Annotated in this window: 11 protein-coding genes; 1 reads left to right on the top strand and 10 read right to left on the bottom strand. The window is 35.7% G+C overall.

Annotation, left to right across the window (positions count from 1 at the left end):
• Positions 1-28: 28 nt before the first annotated feature.
• From ACEN2N_RS05850 to ACEN2N_RS05840, 3 genes are read right to left on the bottom strand one after another with little or no spacing between them, the layout of a single operon-like run.
• The gene (locus ACEN2N_RS05850; protein WP_441823438.1) at positions 29-1,132 is read right to left on the bottom strand and encodes a nuclear transport factor 2 family protein; all 1,104 of its coding nucleotides are present in this window, start codon (positions 1,130-1,132) and stop codon (positions 29-31) included.
• A 51-nt stretch (positions 1,133-1,183) separates the two neighbouring features.
• The gene (locus ACEN2N_RS05845) at positions 1,184-1,552 is read right to left on the bottom strand and encodes a hypothetical protein (RefSeq protein WP_441823437.1); all 369 of its coding nucleotides are present in this window, start codon (positions 1,550-1,552) and stop codon (positions 1,184-1,186) included.
• A gap of 27 nt (positions 1,553-1,579) precedes the next feature.
• Complete coding sequence (locus ACEN2N_RS05840; RefSeq protein ID WP_441823436.1) at positions 1,580-3,793, bottom strand: bifunctional alpha,alpha-trehalose-phosphate synthase (UDP-forming)/trehalose-phosphatase; 2,214 nt, start codon at positions 3,791-3,793, stop codon at positions 1,580-1,582.
• Positions 3,794-3,896: 103 nt separating this feature from the next.
• On the opposite strand from ACEN2N_RS05840, the gene ACEN2N_RS05835 reads away from it, so the two are divergent.
• Positions 3,897-5,699 (top strand): glycoside hydrolase family 15 protein, encoded by a 1,803-nt coding sequence (locus ACEN2N_RS05835; protein ID WP_441823435.1) that lies wholly within the window; start codon positions 3,897-3,899, stop codon positions 5,697-5,699.
• On the opposite strand, the gene ACEN2N_RS05830 is transcribed toward ACEN2N_RS05835, so the two are convergent.
• The 7 genes from ACEN2N_RS05830 to ACEN2N_RS05800 form a co-directional block, all read right to left on the bottom strand.
• Positions 5,700-7,124 carry a pyridoxal phosphate-dependent decarboxylase family protein gene (locus ACEN2N_RS05830; RefSeq protein ID WP_441823434.1) on the bottom strand — a complete coding sequence of 475 codons (1,425 nt, stop codon included), beginning with the start codon at positions 7,122-7,124 and terminating at the stop codon, positions 5,700-5,702.
• Between the two features lie 139 nt (positions 7,125-7,263).
• Entirely contained in the window at positions 7,264-8,682 is a 1,419-nt protein-coding gene (locus ACEN2N_RS05825; protein ID WP_441823433.1) for a S8 family peptidase, read from the bottom strand.
• Between the two features lie 132 nt (positions 8,683-8,814).
• Entirely contained in the window at positions 8,815-10,626 is a 1,812-nt protein-coding gene (locus tag ACEN2N_RS05820; protein ID WP_441823432.1) for an acyl-CoA dehydrogenase family protein, read from the bottom strand.
• A 70-nt stretch (positions 10,627-10,696) separates the two neighbouring features.
• Entirely contained in the window at positions 10,697-11,887 is a 1,191-nt protein-coding gene (locus ACEN2N_RS05815; protein WP_424000641.1) for an acetyl-CoA C-acyltransferase, read from the bottom strand.
• Between the two features lie 99 nt (positions 11,888-11,986).
• Complete coding sequence (locus ACEN2N_RS05810) at positions 11,987-14,392, bottom strand: 3-hydroxyacyl-CoA dehydrogenase NAD-binding domain-containing protein (RefSeq protein ID WP_441823431.1); 2,406 nt, start codon at positions 14,390-14,392, stop codon at positions 11,987-11,989.
• Positions 14,393-14,425: 33 nt separating this feature from the next.
• Positions 14,426-14,857: a MarR family winged helix-turn-helix transcriptional regulator gene (locus ACEN2N_RS05805; protein WP_441823430.1), complete on the bottom strand. Its 432-nt coding sequence runs from the start codon at positions 14,855-14,857 to the stop codon at positions 14,426-14,428.
• A gap of 381 nt (positions 14,858-15,238) precedes the next feature.
• Positions 15,239-17,011 carry an AMP-dependent synthetase/ligase gene (locus ACEN2N_RS05800; RefSeq protein WP_441823429.1) on the bottom strand — a complete coding sequence of 591 codons (1,773 nt, stop codon included), beginning with the start codon at positions 17,009-17,011 and terminating at the stop codon, positions 15,239-15,241.
• Between the last annotated feature and the right edge of the window lie 146 nt (positions 17,012-17,157).

Here is a 17,157-nt window from a genome sequence, read left to right as displayed (position 1 = left end):
AAGAATATGAGGTTTAGATTTCAATAGACTATCTGATAATTGTGGCTTTAATTATCTTATCATTTTCAACTTCATAGACTAACACGGCAGAGATAATTTTACCATTTGCAGTTATTGACTCTTCATCGATTACGGTATTGCCAATAACAATTCTATTGAGAATTTCGCAATGTAAATCAGGGGTAGAATTGAATAAATCAGCATAGCCAGATCGCATTGCATCTGTACCTTCTGATCTTAATTCTCCCGAGTAACTATATATTTTAGCTGTTTTGGAGTAGGTATTTAAAAAACCGTCAAGATCTCTTTTGTTGTAAGCGTCAAGTTGTTTTTGAACAATTACTTCGGGGTCGATTGTTGTTTTTTTATCCCTAATAAAAGTCATGCTTTTAATCAGTCCGTCAGTCTCATAAATCGCAACTTGTTGTTTTTGTTTGTCGCCAATAGTGACAAATTCTTGGTCAATAACAGTAGAGCCAATTATTATTCTCGAAGATACTTTAACTTCTATGGAAGGTGTTGTACTGTAAAAAGTTTTATAGTTATCTTTTAATTGTTGTCTTCCTATATATAGCGTATCTGAAGGAAAATTTTTCACCACAACATCTTCTGAATAACAATTGGCGAATGATTCTAAATCTCGCGCATTAAAAGCTTCTACTTGTTTTTGAACAATTTTATCTGGAGCATCTTTAGATACAAAAGAAATATTCTTTCCATTAGGGCTTACGGCTAGTCTAGAAATACCATGAATATCAGTTTGTTGAAATTCAAACATTGTTTTCCACTCAGTATCGATTGATGGCTTAAAGGAGAACAGATATTTGTTATCCGCAGTAATTAAGCTTCCATCTGTAGTCCAAGTGAAATCTTCAGAATCTCCTAAAAGGGTAATGATATCCTTTTTTTCTTTAGAATAAGGATATAGTGATGTAATAGTTGCATTCTCGCCATCTTTTGCTATAAAACTTATTAGCTCTGTATTGGGAATTTTATGCAACGATCGACCCACATTCTTCTGTGCAGTATAATGGGTGTTCTCTTTTAAGTTATACACCACCAAATCCATACGATTTTCAATCAAAACCGTGCAAACAATAATATCACTAGAAAACCAAACATGGTAACCCACTTTTAAATCTGGTAATAAAATTTTAGAGTCACCTGTATTAAAATCATACTCCTATAAACGTTGTAACCCATCTTTATCTAAACGAACAGCAGAAACGGCATCTCTACCCGGAATTTTTAATGGAGAATATTCACTGCCATTTGGTGTGTTAGAGAGCCAAGTAGTTGTTTTATCCTTTACATCATAAAGAGCGATATCAGTTTGATTATTTCTAGTCGACGCGAACAGAATTTTCTCATAAGAAAAAAATGAAGGCTGATTATCATAACCTTCATTATTAGAAATGTTGATAACCTCATTAATCTTCAAACTATCAGTACTCAAATCTAAATTTGCTACATAAACTTCGGTGCCTTGTTGGGCAAAAGTAGTAAGGCAGCAAAAAATACCTACAAACACGAGGTTGTAAATTTGTTTCATAGTAATAAGGTTAGTTGGTAAGCATGTTTATTCTTTGTCGGCAAATCTCTTCAAAATTGTACGCACATTTTTAGTGTTGTCAACAAAGTATCTTGCCTGTGTTTTTTGACGACCTACTTTTACAGTAATAGAATCTTCAGGTAGTTCTTGAAACATGAATTCATCGGTCCAGTCATCACCAATAGCAAACACAAAATCGTACTCATGTTCTGTATACACACGCATAGAAGCTCGACCTTTATTTACATTACTACTTTTAATTTCCATCACCTTGTTGCCATTTAATACACTTAGGTCGTCATTGGCAATAAGACTTGTCAATACCGTATTTAATTCAACAGAACGCTTTTGACCAAAATCTGGATCTGTTTTTCTGTAATGCCATGCTAAAGAGTAATTTTTCTCTTCAATAAAACTACCAGGTGTACGGTCAACAAAAGATTCTAACACCGGTAAAATTTTCTCCATCCAGTCTTTTTTCACCGTTTCTAGCATCCTGAATTCTTCACCACCTTGAGAAATCCATACGCCGTGTTCAACAATCATATTGTATTTTTTAGGCAAAAACCACTTGGTAAATGTTTCTTTATCTCGTCCGCTAATTAAATACATATCTGTATTTGGTTGAGAAGAAATGGCATCTAAAAGTTTGTATAATTCTTCGTCTGGCGATGCTTTTTGTGGATCAGCATGAAAACCTGCTAATGTACCGTCATAGTCTAAAAATACTAATCTTCTTTTGGCTTTGTTATAATCATCCATCACCGTATCCATAATATCTACAGACAGTTTTCGAGACTTTGAAGTTTGGTCTTTTTCTTTTTGACCAACTAATGAATTCATGAAGTCGTTCGCCCATTTCTCAACATTGTAGCGTTCCAATCTTTTTTGCAACAACGTATTTCTAGCTATTTGTTCTTCTTTGGGCATATTAATAGCCTCGTTCAAAGCATCTGCAATTTGTTCAAAATTGTTTGGGTTGATCAATAGCGATTCATTCATTTCATTGGCAGAACCTGCCATTTCGCTCAATATTAAAACTCCCGTTTTATTGGTTCTGGTAGCAATGTATTCTTTGGCGACCAAATTCATACCATCTCTGATAGGCGTTAACCAAGCAATATCAGAAGACGTATATAAATCAATTAAGTTTTCAAAAGGCATCGATCTATAGAAATACCAAATAGGTGTCCAGCTTACTGTTGAAAGCTCTCCGTTTATTCTACCGACCAATTCATCTATTTCACGTTTTAATAATTGATACTGCGGTACGTTTGACCTAGAAGGTACAGCAAGAATAATTAGACGGACTTTCTCTTTATACTGCGGATATTTATTTAAGAAATACTCAAACGCCTTTAATCGTTTCGCAATACCTTTTGTATAATCTAAGCGGTCGATAGATAAAAAGAATTTAGCATCAGGTGCCGATTTTTTATGGGTATCTAATCGTTTTTGTAGTTCAGATTTTTCGTCTTCGCTACGTTGCGAATGTTCTTTGGCAGCATCGCTGAATTTCTTATAGTCGATTCCCATAGGGAAGGAATCTACTTTAATTACCCTATCATCTAAGTAGATATCATTGAAGCTCACCTCTAAACCTAATAACCTGCGTACAGAGCTCAAAAAGTGACGTTCGTAGTCATACGTATGAAATCCGATTAAATCTGAACCTAGTAAACCTTGTAATACTTCTTTACGCCAAGGTAGCGTTCTAAATATCTCGTAAGAAGGAAAAGGTATGTGTAAAAAGAACCCTATTGAAATATCTGGTCTTTGGGCACGAACCATTTGTGGTACCAACATCAGTTGATAGTCATGAATCCAGATCGTATCATCATTATCGGCTTTTTCAAGAATAGCATCGGCGAATTTTTGGTTAACTGCTTTATAAACTTCCCAACTTTCTAGCTCGAATTCAGAATACTCTAAGAAGTAATGGAATAGAGGCCATATGGTTCTATTGCTGAATCCGTAGTAAAAACCATCTACTTCTTTTTCTGTAAGGTTAACTTTAGAAGAGCCATGTTTCGCTAATGCGCTATCGATTTCAGGAATTAATTCTTCGGGTATTTCTTCATCTGTGAGTCCGCTCCAACCGATCCAAAGGCTATCTCCGCCCGAGTGTACAGATTTCATTCCGGTAGCCAAACCGCCAACACTTGGCACTGCAGTAATGCCTCCATTGCTAATTTGCAATTGTACAGGTAGTCTATTTGAGATAATGATAGTTTTAGCCATAAAAGAGATTTTTTTGCTACGTCTTGATAATTATTTCTCTAAATTTCGGGAAAAAGGAGGGCAATACCAATTGAAACCTCATATGAATCAACATTTTTATTGAATGGATAATTTAGACTACGGAATAATAGGAAATTGCAGAAGTGCAGCATTAATTTCAAAGACAGGAGGTATCGACTGGTGTTGTTTGCCAGAATTCGATAGTCCGTCAGTTTTCGCTAAACTATTGGACGAAGAAATTGGCGGTAGTTTTGAAATAAATGTAGCTGACAGTTACACAATCACCCAAAAATATCAACAGTATACGAATATATTAATCACTTCTTTTAAATCTGGTAATGACCATTTTGAGATACATGATTTTATGCCAAGGTACCGTAAAGAGGGGAATGCATATCATTCTCCGCCAGAGTTGGTACGCTATTTTAAATATATTTCAGGAAAACCAAGTTTTTCGGTACTCTATGATCCAAAGCTGGAGTATGCGATGGGCACGACAGAAACTTTTATTAAGAAAGATTTCATTGCCAGTCTTACACATGATGTTAAATTTGATACCGTATTCTTATATACCTCACTTGATAAGGAATCTGTTGTAAATAGTGTAGAGGTAGTACTTACCCAAGATGAGTTTATGTTAATGGGTTACAACGAAAAGTTGTTATTACCTACTACAGAAAGAGTTTATTTAGAATTACAGAACACAAAGGTGTATTGGTTGAATTGGTCAAATTTGACACCTACCTATAAGAAATTCAACGAAGAAATTTCTAGAAGTGCACTGACATTGAAGCTATTAAGTTATGATAAAACAGGTGCAGTTTTAGCCGCAGCGACCACATCATTACCAGAGACAATAGGCGAGGTACGTAATTGGGATTACCGTTTTTGTTGGATCCGTGATGCGTCAATGGTGATTAAAGTGGTATCTGAATTGGGACATAAAAATGTTGCAAGGCGCTATTTACAGTTCATTATAGATTTGATACCAGATAAGGCAGAGAAGCTTCAGATCATGTATGGTATCAACAAAGAGAAAAAACTGACCGAAGAAACGCTCGAACATTTATCTGGTTATAAGGGGTCTAAACCGGTACGTATCGGCAATGCGGCATATCACCAAAAGCAGAACGATATTTATGGTATTCTGATGGATGTGATATACGAGCAAATGGTAAAATTCAGTGTCGACATCGATAATGGTGAAGATTTATGGGCGATTACTAAAGGAATCGTTTGGATAGTGAGTAACAATTGGAAGGATGCCGATAAAGGTATTTGGGAGTTCAGAACAGAAGATAGACATTTTACATTCTCAAAAGTATTATGCTGGACAGCCTTAGATCGTGCTATAAAAGTGGCGGAAATGCTTGGTAAAAAGCATAAGATTGACAAGTGGGAGCCTATTAGAGAAGAAATCTGGAAAGATATATATGATAATGCTTGGAATGATGAAGTTGGTGCATACACACAGTCTTACGGATCTAAAGAATTAGATGCATCAGTTTTGTTAATGGAATCTTACGGATGTGTGAACGCAAAAGACGAACGATATATAAGTACCGTAAATGCCATAGGGAGGGAATTGAACAATGACGGATTATTGTATCGTTATAAAAACGAAGATGACTTTGGTTTGCCTTCATCATCATTTACCGTATGTACATTTTGGTACATAAATAGCTTGTTTAAAATAGGGGAACGAGAGAAGGCGTTAGAGTATTTTGAGCGATTATTGAGTTATAGTAATCATTTAGGTCTCTTTAGTGAAGATATTGATTTTAAGACGAAAAGATTATTAGGAAACTTCCCGCAAGCCTATTCGCATTTAGCGTTAATTGAATGTGCTATTAACTTCTCTAAAAAAGAAAGTGAAGATCAAATGCTCGAGTCTTTAAGGGAATAATTAACGAATAGCAAAGGAATTAATCTTTTTGATTAAGGCTTTAAAATGAAGTTCTGTGGTAAACGGATTCATAACCGTAATACGCATGTATTGTGAGCCTTTCAACTTCGTTTGTACAATATAAAATTCGCCATCTTCTAAAAGAGATTGGCGAATTTTTACATTAAGAGCATTTATATGCTCTTCATCCATACCAGAAGGATAATACCTAAAACAAACAATATTGGACATTGGTTGTAGCGCTAATTCGAAATTTGGCTCTTTTTCAATAAGGTGAGCAAAGAGAGCGCCTAAATCGTAAAGGTGGGTAACATTGGCGTCAAAAACTTCTTCTCCGTATAATTTTAGCAGGGTAAACCAGTGAATGCTCATCATGTTTTTGGTGCATTCAAACGTTCGTTTACCAGAGTTGTACCAATCTTCATGCTCAGAATCTGTAAGTAAATAATCTGCTTTTTGGCTAAAAGTCGCGTTAGCATTTAAAGCATTTTTATAGAGTAGGGCAGTTGTTAGCGCTGGCATCATCATCATTTTATGACCATCAATTACCACCGAATCCGCCAATTCAATACCTTTAAGAGTGTGTTTGTATTTTTCTGAAAATATACCCGCTCCGCCATGTGCGCCATCAACATGAAACCAAATTTTTTGTTTTATAGCAAATTCTCCAATCACTTCTAAGTCATCAAAAATACCGGTTGCAGTAGAAGGTGCACTACCAATAATAGCGAATATTTCAATTCCTATTTCTTGTGCTTCTTTGAATTTAGATTCCAGTAAATCGGTATCCATTCTAAAATCTTTGGTTACAGGAACTTTAATAATTCCCTGTTCACCTAAACCCATAATTCTTGCGGCGCGATCAACACAATAATGTGCTTCTTCGCTTACCATAATACCTAATTGATTTTGGTTACCCTCATTCCAAATATCTCTTTTAGTTATAGCCTTTCTCGCACTTAATAAAGCAGTAAGATTTGCTAGAGTTCCGCCAGAGGTTAAGAATCCCCCAGAAGTGTTATCGAAACCAATTTTCTTGCAAAGCAATTCTATAATAATACGCTCAATAGCATTCGAAGACATACCCATCTCGTATACCGCAGTGCCATTATTTAATAAGGAACTAATTAGACCAGTGAGTGCAGTAACGGGAGCTGGCGGACTCACTTGGTGTCCCATATAATGCGGGTGGTGTACGTAGGTGGTACGTTTTGTTATTTCTGAAAAAAGGTCTTTTTTATCCCCGTCAGTTAAAAAATTCTTCCAGAATTCTAGTTCTTTTTCAGGTTCGTTCCAGTTGATTGCATTACGAGAAGAGGCATTCGTTTTATCCTCTAAGTGAGAAGTCAACTGTTCGATTAGAATATGACCATTTAAATTAAAATCGGAAGCTTTATAAACCTGTTCTAGTAATTTTTTATGCATGGTTTAAATGTAATCTCTTTAAAAACAATATCAAATACTGGAATCATTACGAGAATAATAATGTTTATTTTTCAGAAAATATAAAAAATGCTAGCCAATACTATTTGGCTAGCATTTTTTCAATAAAATAGTATGCTTTTTACTCCGTAACTGCTCTATAGGCATTTACTCTTCCGTAACCATGGTAGACACTCTTACCATTGGTGTCAATTTTATCGGAAGTATTGATCAATTGTTTGGTAACTTCATGAGGGTCCATTTGTCCGCCATTTTTACCGATGATCAAAGCAACTACTCCTGTTACGTGCGGTGCAGCCATACTTGTACCGGCACTCCAGCTCCATCCCCCAGAGATTGTACTTAAAACCATATCGTAGTACCAAAAATCAGAAAGGCTATCAAAATCACCTCCAGGAGCCGAAACGGTAACATGGCTCTTTCCATAATCCGTATAACTAGCAGGTAGATCTAAATCTGTGGTAGGGTTTTCAAACCAGCTCTCCGGTGCCGTTGCCGATACTGAAATTACATTGTTTAGACTAGCAGGTAATTTAATAGTGGACCCTGCACCATCTAGATTAGTACCACCATTTCCAGCAGAAGTTACGATAGTAACCCCTTTTCTATAGGCATAATCTATAGCACGTTGCTGAGCAACTCTAATTTCACTTATAAATTTACCAGGAACTTTAACTACAGATCCATCAGCTAAAGTAATGAATCCATTTTTATTAAACGTTGCTCCTAAACTCATATTGATGACATCAGCTTCTATGTCTGCAGCGTATACGATTCCCGCATTAATAGCACTAAAAGGACCAGAGCCAGTAAACTCGGAAAGTACCTTAACGGCTACAAGTTCTACATTTGGAGCTACTCCAATTACACCTAATTCATTATCTGCTGCAGCAATTGTTCCTGCAACATGGGTGCCATGGTTGAAATAAAATCCAGGTTGTACATTCCAGTCTTCACCAGCAACGAATGAGGCACTAAGTTCAGTATTTAAATTAGGAGCAAGATCAGGGTGTTCGGCATCAATTCCTGAATCAAGAACAGCAACACGCACATTTGATCCGGTATTATTCGTATTCCATGCTGCAGGAGCGCCAATGGCATCCATACCCCATAAAAAATCAAAAAATGGTTCGTCACTACCTATACTTAAAGCTTCAGCTTGAGGATTAAGTTCCGGATCGATCATTTGTACATTATAATCTGGTACAATAGACTGCACAATAGATGATTTTGAAAGAGTAGAATTTAGGTCTTCTGTTGAGGAAATCGTTACAATACCAATTTCAGGAATTGAAGATTTTACGGTGACTCCTAAAGCTTCAATTTCGGCAAGAAATGAATCGGTAACACTTTCATCGCGTAAGATGACCATATAATCTTCGCTAGAATTATCAGTTTTTTTAATACTACTTTTTGCGGTAACCGCATTTAAATCACTGGTTTCTATGATTTCGTTTTCAGAAGTACAGGAATGAAGCACAGAGACTCCAAGAGCAATTGAAAATAAAAATTTAATCGTAGTTAATTTTTGTTTTTTCATGTATTCATATATTAAATGTTCAAGGTTAAGGTATAAAAAAAACTAGCAATTTCGTAAAAAAATGTTAAAAAAAAACCGCCCCAATTGGGACGGTTTAACATTCAAGTTACCAAACAACAAAAGTAATCTGAATTAGTCAAACGTATAACCGTTATCTGCAGAAACTTTATCAGCAATTTGTGTGCGTAAAGCCACTACATTAGGGTAATTTGTATATTTAGTGAAACGTTTAAGTCCCATTAACATCATTCTTTGTTCATCACCTTCAGCAAAAGAAACGATAGCTTCTTTACCTTTATTGATGATGGTTTCAGTAGCACTGAACAAGTATAATCTAGACATGGCTATTTGAGTAGCTTGTGCTTCTTCACCAAATCGTTTTGCATTTTTCTCGGTACGTAATAAAGCAGATTCTGCCATATATACTTCAATAAGAATATCAGAAGCAGCCAACATTAATTGTTGGTGATTTTCTAATTCTGCACCGTATTTCTGTACTGCAGATCCAGCAACCATTAAGAAAACCTTTTTAAGTCTCTTCAAGATATCTTTTTCTTCAGCGAATAGTTCAGAAAAATCTGGAGTATCGAAAGAAGGAATTCCCATTAGCTCTTCACCAACAGCAGTCGCAGGACCTAAAAGATCAACATGACCTTTCATTGCTTTTTTCACAAGCATGCCTACAGCCAACATTCTGTTGATTTCGTTAGTACCTTCGTAGATACGAGCAATTCTCGAATCTCTCCAAGCAGATTCCATCGGAGTATCAGCACTAAAGCCCATACCACCAAAAATCTGAATACCTTCATCTGTAGTATTTTGACAATCTTCAGAAACAGCTACTTTAAGTATAGAACATTCGATAGCATATTCTTCAACACCTTTAAGTTCAGCCTCTTGGTGTGTATTCCCTTCAGCTTCACGCATAGCAATACGATCTTCTATATTTTTAGCAGCACGGTAACTAGCAGACTCATCAACATATACACTAGTTGCCATTTCGGCAATTTTAGATTTAATCGCTCCGAAGTTTATGATCGGAGTTTTGAACTGAATACGCTCATTGGCATATTTAGTAGCCTCACCGATAACTCTTCTCTGTGCATCTAAACAAGCAGCCGCTAATTTAATACGACCTACGTTCAATGCATTCATTGCAATTTTGAATCCGTTACCTCTGGTAGATAACATATTCTCAGCCGAAACTTTAGTTTCGTTAAAGAACACCTGACGAGTAGAAGAGGAGTGAATACCTAATTTCTTTTCTTCATCACCTAAAGTAATACCGTTACTTGGGTCATTTTCTACAATGAAACCAGTAATATTCTTATCATCTTCAATACGAGCAAATACGATAAACATATTACAGAAACCTGCGTTAGAAATCCACATTTTCTGACCTGTAATATTGTATGATTTACCATCTGCAGAAAGAACAGCTTTAGTTTTTCCTGAGTTAGCATCAGAACCAGCACCTGGCTCAGTAAGGCAATAAGCGCCGAACCATTCTCCAGAAGCTAATCTTGGTACATATTTTTGTTTTTGCTCCTCAGAACCATAAAGAGTAATTGGCATAGTACCAATACCAGTATGTGCTCCAAAAGCAGTACTGAAAGAACCAGTTGCACCTGAAATGTAATCACAAACTAACATGGTAGAAACGAACCCCATACCCATACCACCGTATGATTCTGGTACAGCTACACTTAATAGTCCTAATTCACCAGCTTTACGCATGGTTTCTTCAGTAAAAGCGTAGTCTTTATTCTCAAAACGCTCCCAATGTGCCCAAAGTTCTCTGTCTACGAATTCTCTGGTACTCTCACGCATCATGCGTTGCTCTTCATTCAAATCTTCTAATGTGAAAACATCTTCACAATTGGTTTCTTTAACAAGGAACTGTCCTCCTCTAAGAATGTCTTTTTTTACTGTATCTGTACTCATGTTGTTAATAGTATTTAGTATAAAGTAATTAGTATCAAGTAAACACTGTAATATTAATTAGTGAAAGTTGTTAATTTAAAAATTCAAATATTCCGGCAGCTCCTTGACCTGTACCTACGCACATGGTTACCATACCGTATTTACCTTGCATATTTCTTTTACGCATTTCATCAAACAATTGTACTGATAATTTTGCTCCTGTACATCCTAGTGGGTGACCAAGTGCAATTGCACCACCATTTACGTTTACGATGTCTTGATTGATATTCAATTCGCGCATTACTGCCAAAGATTGTGAAGCGAAAGCTTCATTCAATTCTATTAAACCAATATCATTTAGTTTTAAATCTGCTTGTTTTAATGCCTTTGGAATAGCAGCAATAGGACCAATACCCATTATTCTAGGTGGTACACCAGCAGCGGCATAATTTACCAATCGTGCAATAGGTTCAAGATTTAATTCTTTTACCATCTCTTCACTCATTATTAAAACGAAGGCAGCACCATCACTCATTTGCGATGAGTTACCAGCAGTTACACTTCCGCCAGCAGCAAATACTGGGCGAAGTTTATTTAATACTTCTACAGAAGTACCTTTTCTAGGTCCTTCATCTTTAGTGACTGTATACTTACGGTGTGCTTTTTTTCCGTTAGCATCCAAATATGTTTCTTCCACTTCAATAGGTGCTATCTGACTTTGAAAACGGTCTTCTGCCTGTGCTTTTAAAGCTTTCATATGAGAATTATAAGCAAACATATCTTGATCTTCACGAGATACTTTGTATTCATTTGCTACAGCTTCAGCAGTATTACCCATTCCCCAGTAATAATCTTCATGACCAGAATTTGCTAAATCATAGTTTAGTTCTGGTTTATTACCTGTCATTGGAACAGAGCTCATACTTTCGGCACCACCAGCAATAATACAATCTGCCATACCAGCTTGAATTTTAGCTGCGGCAATACCAATGGTCTCCAATCCTGATGCGCAGAATCGATTTACGGTTACGCCTGGTACATCAACAATATCCAATCCCATTAATGAGATTAATCTCGCCATGTTCAAACCTTGAGAACCCTCAGGCATCGCATTACCTACGATGACATCATCAATACGTTTTTTGTCGAATTGTGGCAATTCCTTCATCATATACTCGATGGTTTCGGCAGCCAATTCATCTGTTCGCTTGAAACGGAAAACTCCCTTCGGAGCTTTTCCAACAGCAGTTCTATATCCTTTTACTATATATGCAGTTTTCATTTTTTATGCTTTTGGCTATTAGCTTTTAGCTATTAGCATTTAATTGTTGTTTTATAATAGACCGATAGCTAATAGCTACAGGATGACAGCTACGCAATTTTAGTTACGTAATGGCTTACCCGTTTTCAACATATGCTGAATACGTTCTAGAGTTTTTCTTTCAGTACATAATGATAAGAAAGCTTCACGCTCTATATCTAATAGATATTGCTCAGATACTAATGTAGGTTCTGATAAATCACCACCCGCCATTACATAAGCAAGCTTATTTGCAATTTTCTTATCATGTTCGCTAATATAGTGGCTAGCTTCCATAGCATCGGTACCTACCACAAACATACCTAATGCTTGTTTACCTAATACCTTAATATCATTTCGAGCTGCTGGTTGTGTATATCCAGATTCTGCCATTAAAATAGCATGCGCTTTTGCAGTTGCTATTTGACGGTCTTTATTAACGACTACAACATCTTTTCCTTTTTGAAGCAATCCTAAATCAAAAGCTTCGTAGGCTGAAGTAGAAACTTTTGCCATACCAATAGTTAAGAAGTATTCTTGCAAAACGTTTAATTCAACATCACCTTTCTTAAAAGTATCTTGTGCACGTAATGCCATTTCTTTAGAGCCACCTCCACCAGGAAGAACACCAACTCCAAATTCTACAAGTCCCATATAGGTTTCAGCTGCAGCAACAACTTTATCTGCGTGTAATGAAATTTCACAACCACCACCTAATGCCATACCATGTGGTGCAGAAATTGTCGGTATAGAAGAATAACGCATACGCATCATCGTATCTTGGAACATTTTAATAGCCATGTTCAGCTCGTCATATTCTTGCTCGACCGCCATCATGAAAATCATGCCAATATTAGCACCAACCGAGAAATTCGGAGCTTGGTTACCAACGACCAAACCTTGAAAATCTTTTTCGGCCATGTCTATTGCTTTATTCAAGCCAGCTAAAACATCACCACCAATGGTATTCATTTTCGATTGGAATTCTACATTCAAAATTCCGTCACCTAAATCTTCTACAACAACACCGGCATTTTTAAATACTTCTTTCGATTTTCTAATATTATCTAATATGATAAATGAATCTTGTCCAGGGATTTTTTCTAAAGATTTTTTCGGAATATCATAAAAATAGGTACTGCCTTCTTTAATAGCGTAAAAAGAATTTTTACCGGCAGATTTCATTTCTTGAACCCAAGCAGCAGCTTCTAAGCCTTCAGCTTTAATAAATTCTAGACCTTTATCTAAACCAACGGCATCCCAAATTTGGAATGGACCATGTTCCCAGCCAAAACCAGCTTTCATGGCATCATCTATCTTATAAAGTTCATCGGTAATTTCAGGTATTCTATGAGAAACGTAAGCGAACAACTGTCCGAAACTCTTACGGTAGAACTCACCAGCTTTATCTTTTCCGCCACAAAGAACAGCAAAGCGATCTACAACTTTATCAACCGTTTTCGTTAATTCTAATGTTGCAAATTTTGCACTTTTTTTAGAACGATATTCCATCGAATCTAAATCAAGCGTTAATATTTCAGTATTACCTTTAGCGTCACTATTTTTTTTGTAAAATCCTTGACCTGTTTTACTTCCCAGCCATTTGTTCTCCATCATGGTATTGATGAAACCAGGTAGTTTAAACAAATCGTGACGTTCATCATCTTTACAGTTATCATAGATACCATTAGCAACATGTACCAAAGTATCTAAACCAACAACGTCAACAGTTCTAAATGTAGCAGATTTTGGTCTACCGATTACAGGACCGGTAAGCTTATCAACCTCTTCAACAGTCATATCCATTTCCTTAACCATATGGAAAAGGCTTTGAATACTAAAAATTCCAATTCTATTACCTATAAAAGCAGGAGTGTCTTTGGCAACTACAGAAGTCTTACCTAAGAATTTTTCTCCGTATCCATTTAAAAAGCTCAATACATCAGCATCTGTTTTTGGACCAGGGATGATTTCAAAAAGTTTTAAATATCGTGCAGGGTTAAAAAAGTGGGTACCACAAAAATGCTTTTGAAAGTCATCACTTCTACCTTCGGACATAAATTTGATAGGAATACCAGAAGTGTTAGAGGTAATTAAAGTACCCGGAGTACGGTACTTTTCAATATTTTCAAAAACTTGTTTTTTAATATCTAATCGTTCAACTACAACTTCAATAATCCAATCAACTTTAGATATTTTTGAAATATCATCTTCCATATTACCCGTAGTAATACGGTTTGCGAAATTTTGATGATAGATAGGTGATGGCTTAGATTTCAACGCTGCCGTTAAAGAATCATTTACCATTCTATTGCGAACAACCTTGTCTTGCAAGGTTAAACCTTTCGCTTTCTCTTTGTCATTCAGTTCTCTAGGAACAATATCTAACAATAAAACCTCTACGCCAATATTTGCAAAATGACAGGCTATACCGCTACCCATTATTCCTGAGCCAATTACCGCTATTTTTTTAATGTGCTTGTTCATGTAATTTATGCTGTATTAATTTGATAAGTTGTATTAAAATAATTTTTTGTCTGCAATCAGTTTATTGATGGCATCTGTAACTTCAAAAAAACTTTCTAATTTTTCATCGGTAACTTCATTTTTTACTGCCTCGTTAAATCTAAGAACAGTGTTTTTAGAATCGTTCCTTTTTTCTAGTCCGAAGTCTGTTAAATAAATAAGAACACCCCTACCATCGTTCGGGTTAGGTTTTCTTAAAATAAGACCTTTTTGTTCCATACTTTTTAAGATCCTAGAAAGACTAGTAGCTTCCATTCCCATCTTTGGACCTAATGAAGTTGAAGGTGTGCCTGTTTTAGGATCGATACTTAATAATGTAAAACCAACAGCCATAGTAGAATCAAAATTCTTTGCTTCTTCATTATACATTCTAGCTACTGCTTGCCATGTAGCTCTCAACGCATAATCTATCGTTGCTTCTTTCATACTCTGTTAGTTGGTTCCCAAATATAAGAAAATTTATTATGCATGCATAATAAATTGGTAAAATAATAATGTTCAAATCTTACAGTAATAGTATGTTATGTGGTAAGTCGTTTACTAATACGATTTGATTCACTAAGCCATGGATAAACTAAAAATAGCTACAAGTATAGTATTTGATCCTATTGTAGTAACAATATAGTTGAATGATATGGCAACTAATAATGAGATTTTAGAAAACTGTACTTAATGGTAAACACCTAATAGCTAAAACAACAAAACCACATTTCAACTTGCAAAACCTAAAAATGGTTTGTTGAAATGTGGTATATATTATGAATTTCAATTTGAAAAATTGAAATTTTAGAAACTTAAAAGCATTACTTAATGCTCATAAATATCATTGTATAGGTCAATGTATTTTTCTTTAATTATTTTTCGTTTCATTTTCATGGTAGGGGTAAGGTGTCCGGCTTCCATACTCCAAACTTCAGGTGTCAATCTAAATTGTTTAATTTTCTCCCATTTGGCAAAACTTTCATTGGCTAGAGCAACTTCTTCATCAATTCTAGCAATAACTTTTTCGTTTGTTGCGATATCGATATTATCACCTACAGTAATATTCTTTCTTTTAGCCCATTCTTTAATATGTTCAAAATTTGGCTGTATTAATGCGGCCGGCATTTTTTCACTTTCACCGATTACCATAATTTGTTCAATGAATGGCGATTGTTTAAAACGATTTTCTAAAAGTTGAGGAGCAACATATTTACCACCAGAAGTTTTAAACATTTCTTTTTTACGATCTGTGATTTTTAAGAATCCGTCGCTATCCAATTCCCCAATATCTCCGGTTAAGAAATATCCGTCAACAATTACCTCTTTTGTTTTCTCTTCATCCTTATAATAACCCAACATAACTTGTGGGCCCTTAATGCATATTTCACCATCTGCGGCAATTTTAACTTCAGTACGGTCAATAGGTTTACCAACGCTTCCAATTCTGAATCCGCCTTCGCGCATATCATTAACCGAAATTACAGGTGAAGTTTCAGATAGTCCGTACCCTTCCATCAGTCCGAATTCCGCAGCATTAAAAATTCTAGATAATCGTGGTTGTAAAGCAGCGCTACCAGAGGCAATTAAACCTAGGTTTCCGCCTAAACCTTCTTTCCACTTACTGAAAATTAATTTTCTGGCTATAGAAAGTTGCGTTTCGTACCACCATCCGTTTTGACCGTATGGTTCGTATCTAAGACCCAAGTCTACGGCCCAAAAGAAAAGTTTCTTTTTAATACCGGTAAGCTCGGTACCTTTTGCATATATTTTGTCATATACCTTTTCTAAAAGTCTAGGTACGGCTGTCATTACATGCGGACTAGTTTCTTTTAAGTTATCGCTTATTTTATCTAATGATTCAGCGTAGTAAATAGAAACACCTCTATATTGATATAAGTAAATTAACATTCGCTCATAAACGTGGCATAGCGGTAAGAAGCTTAACGCCTTTGTATTTCCGTCTTCAATAGGAAATCGCTTGGAACTTTCAATGGCATTCGATACAAGATTATTATGAGAAAGCATTACACCTTTAGGTCTTCCTGTTGTACCTGATGTATAAATTAAGGTAGCCAAATCATTTGGTGTTACGGCATTCATTAATTTTTGAACTTCGTCTTGATTTGAAGTATCTGCACCTAATTCTAATACTTTGCTCCAATTATCGCAATTAGAAAGCTGTTCAAAAGAATAAACATTTTCTAGACTTTTGACCTGATCTTTAATTGAAAGTACTTTTTCATATACTTCATCGCAAGAAACAAAACAGAATTTTGCTTCAGAATGATTAAGTACATAAGCATAATCTTCTTCAGATATAGTTGGGTAAATGGGTACATTCTGTGCGCCCAATTGAAGAATACCGATGTCCATAATATTCCACTCAGTTCTATTGGTAAGTGATATTACGGCAATCTTATCATTAGGTTTAACCCCTAGGCGTAAAAGCCCACGGCTAATGGTATTTGCGTTGTCTATATATTCTTGTGTCGAGGTTTTAATCCACTCTCCATTTGTTTTTGACACCAACGCTTCTTTTAAAGCATGCTTTTCAAGTTGGTAATAAGGGAAGTCAAAAAGACGGGTAACTTTCTGCATATGTAATTTCTAATAAGAATTGCAAAATAGTGAAAGAACTCGATATTTTAAAATTGTATTGTTAAATAAACTAGCATCTCGTTACAATATTCTTAATTCTAGACTATTACAATGTAATGTATCGAATTTAGCCATTCAACTACAAT

Origin of the sequence: Maribacter spongiicola (genome assembly GCF_052119685.1) — a bacterium.
In the GTDB taxonomy this organism is placed as follows: Bacteria; Bacteroidota; Bacteroidia; order Flavobacteriales; family Flavobacteriaceae; genus Maribacter; species Maribacter spongiicola_A.
This window is presented reverse-complemented; position numbering and strand designations above follow the sequence as displayed.

Excerpts from the sequence above, each read along its gene's own strand:
- ACEN2N_RS05845 (WP_441823437.1), bottom strand. The coding sequence starts at position 1,552 with ATGAAACAAATTTACAACCTCGTGTTTGTAGGTATTTTTTGCTGCCTT.
- ACEN2N_RS05840 (WP_441823436.1), bottom strand. The coding sequence starts at position 3,793 with ATGGCTAAAACTATCATTATCTCAAATAGACTACCTGTACAATTGCAA.
- ACEN2N_RS05835 (WP_441823435.1), top strand. The coding sequence starts at position 3,897 with ATGGATAATTTAGACTACGGAATAATAGGAAATTGCAGAAGTGCAGCA.
- ACEN2N_RS05830 (WP_441823434.1), bottom strand. The coding sequence starts at position 7,124 with ATGCATAAAAAATTACTAGAACAGGTTTATAAAGCTTCCGATTTTAAT.
- ACEN2N_RS05825 (WP_441823433.1), bottom strand. The coding sequence starts at position 8,682 with ATGAAAAAACAAAAATTAACTACGATTAAATTTTTATTTTCAATTGCT.
- ACEN2N_RS05820 (WP_441823432.1), bottom strand. The coding sequence starts at position 10,626 with ATGAGTACAGATACAGTAAAAAAAGACATTCTTAGAGGAGGACAGTTC.
- ACEN2N_RS05815 (WP_424000641.1), bottom strand. The coding sequence starts at position 11,887 with ATGAAAACTGCATATATAGTAAAAGGATATAGAACTGCTGTTGGAAAA.
- ACEN2N_RS05810 (WP_441823431.1), bottom strand. The coding sequence starts at position 14,392 with ATGAACAAGCACATTAAAAAAATAGCGGTAATTGGCTCAGGAATAATG.
- ACEN2N_RS05805 (WP_441823430.1), bottom strand. The coding sequence starts at position 14,857 with ATGAAAGAAGCAACGATAGATTATGCGTTGAGAGCTACATGGCAAGCA.
- ACEN2N_RS05800 (WP_441823429.1), bottom strand. The coding sequence starts at position 17,011 with ATGCAGAAAGTTACCCGTCTTTTTGACTTCCCTTATTACCAACTTGAA.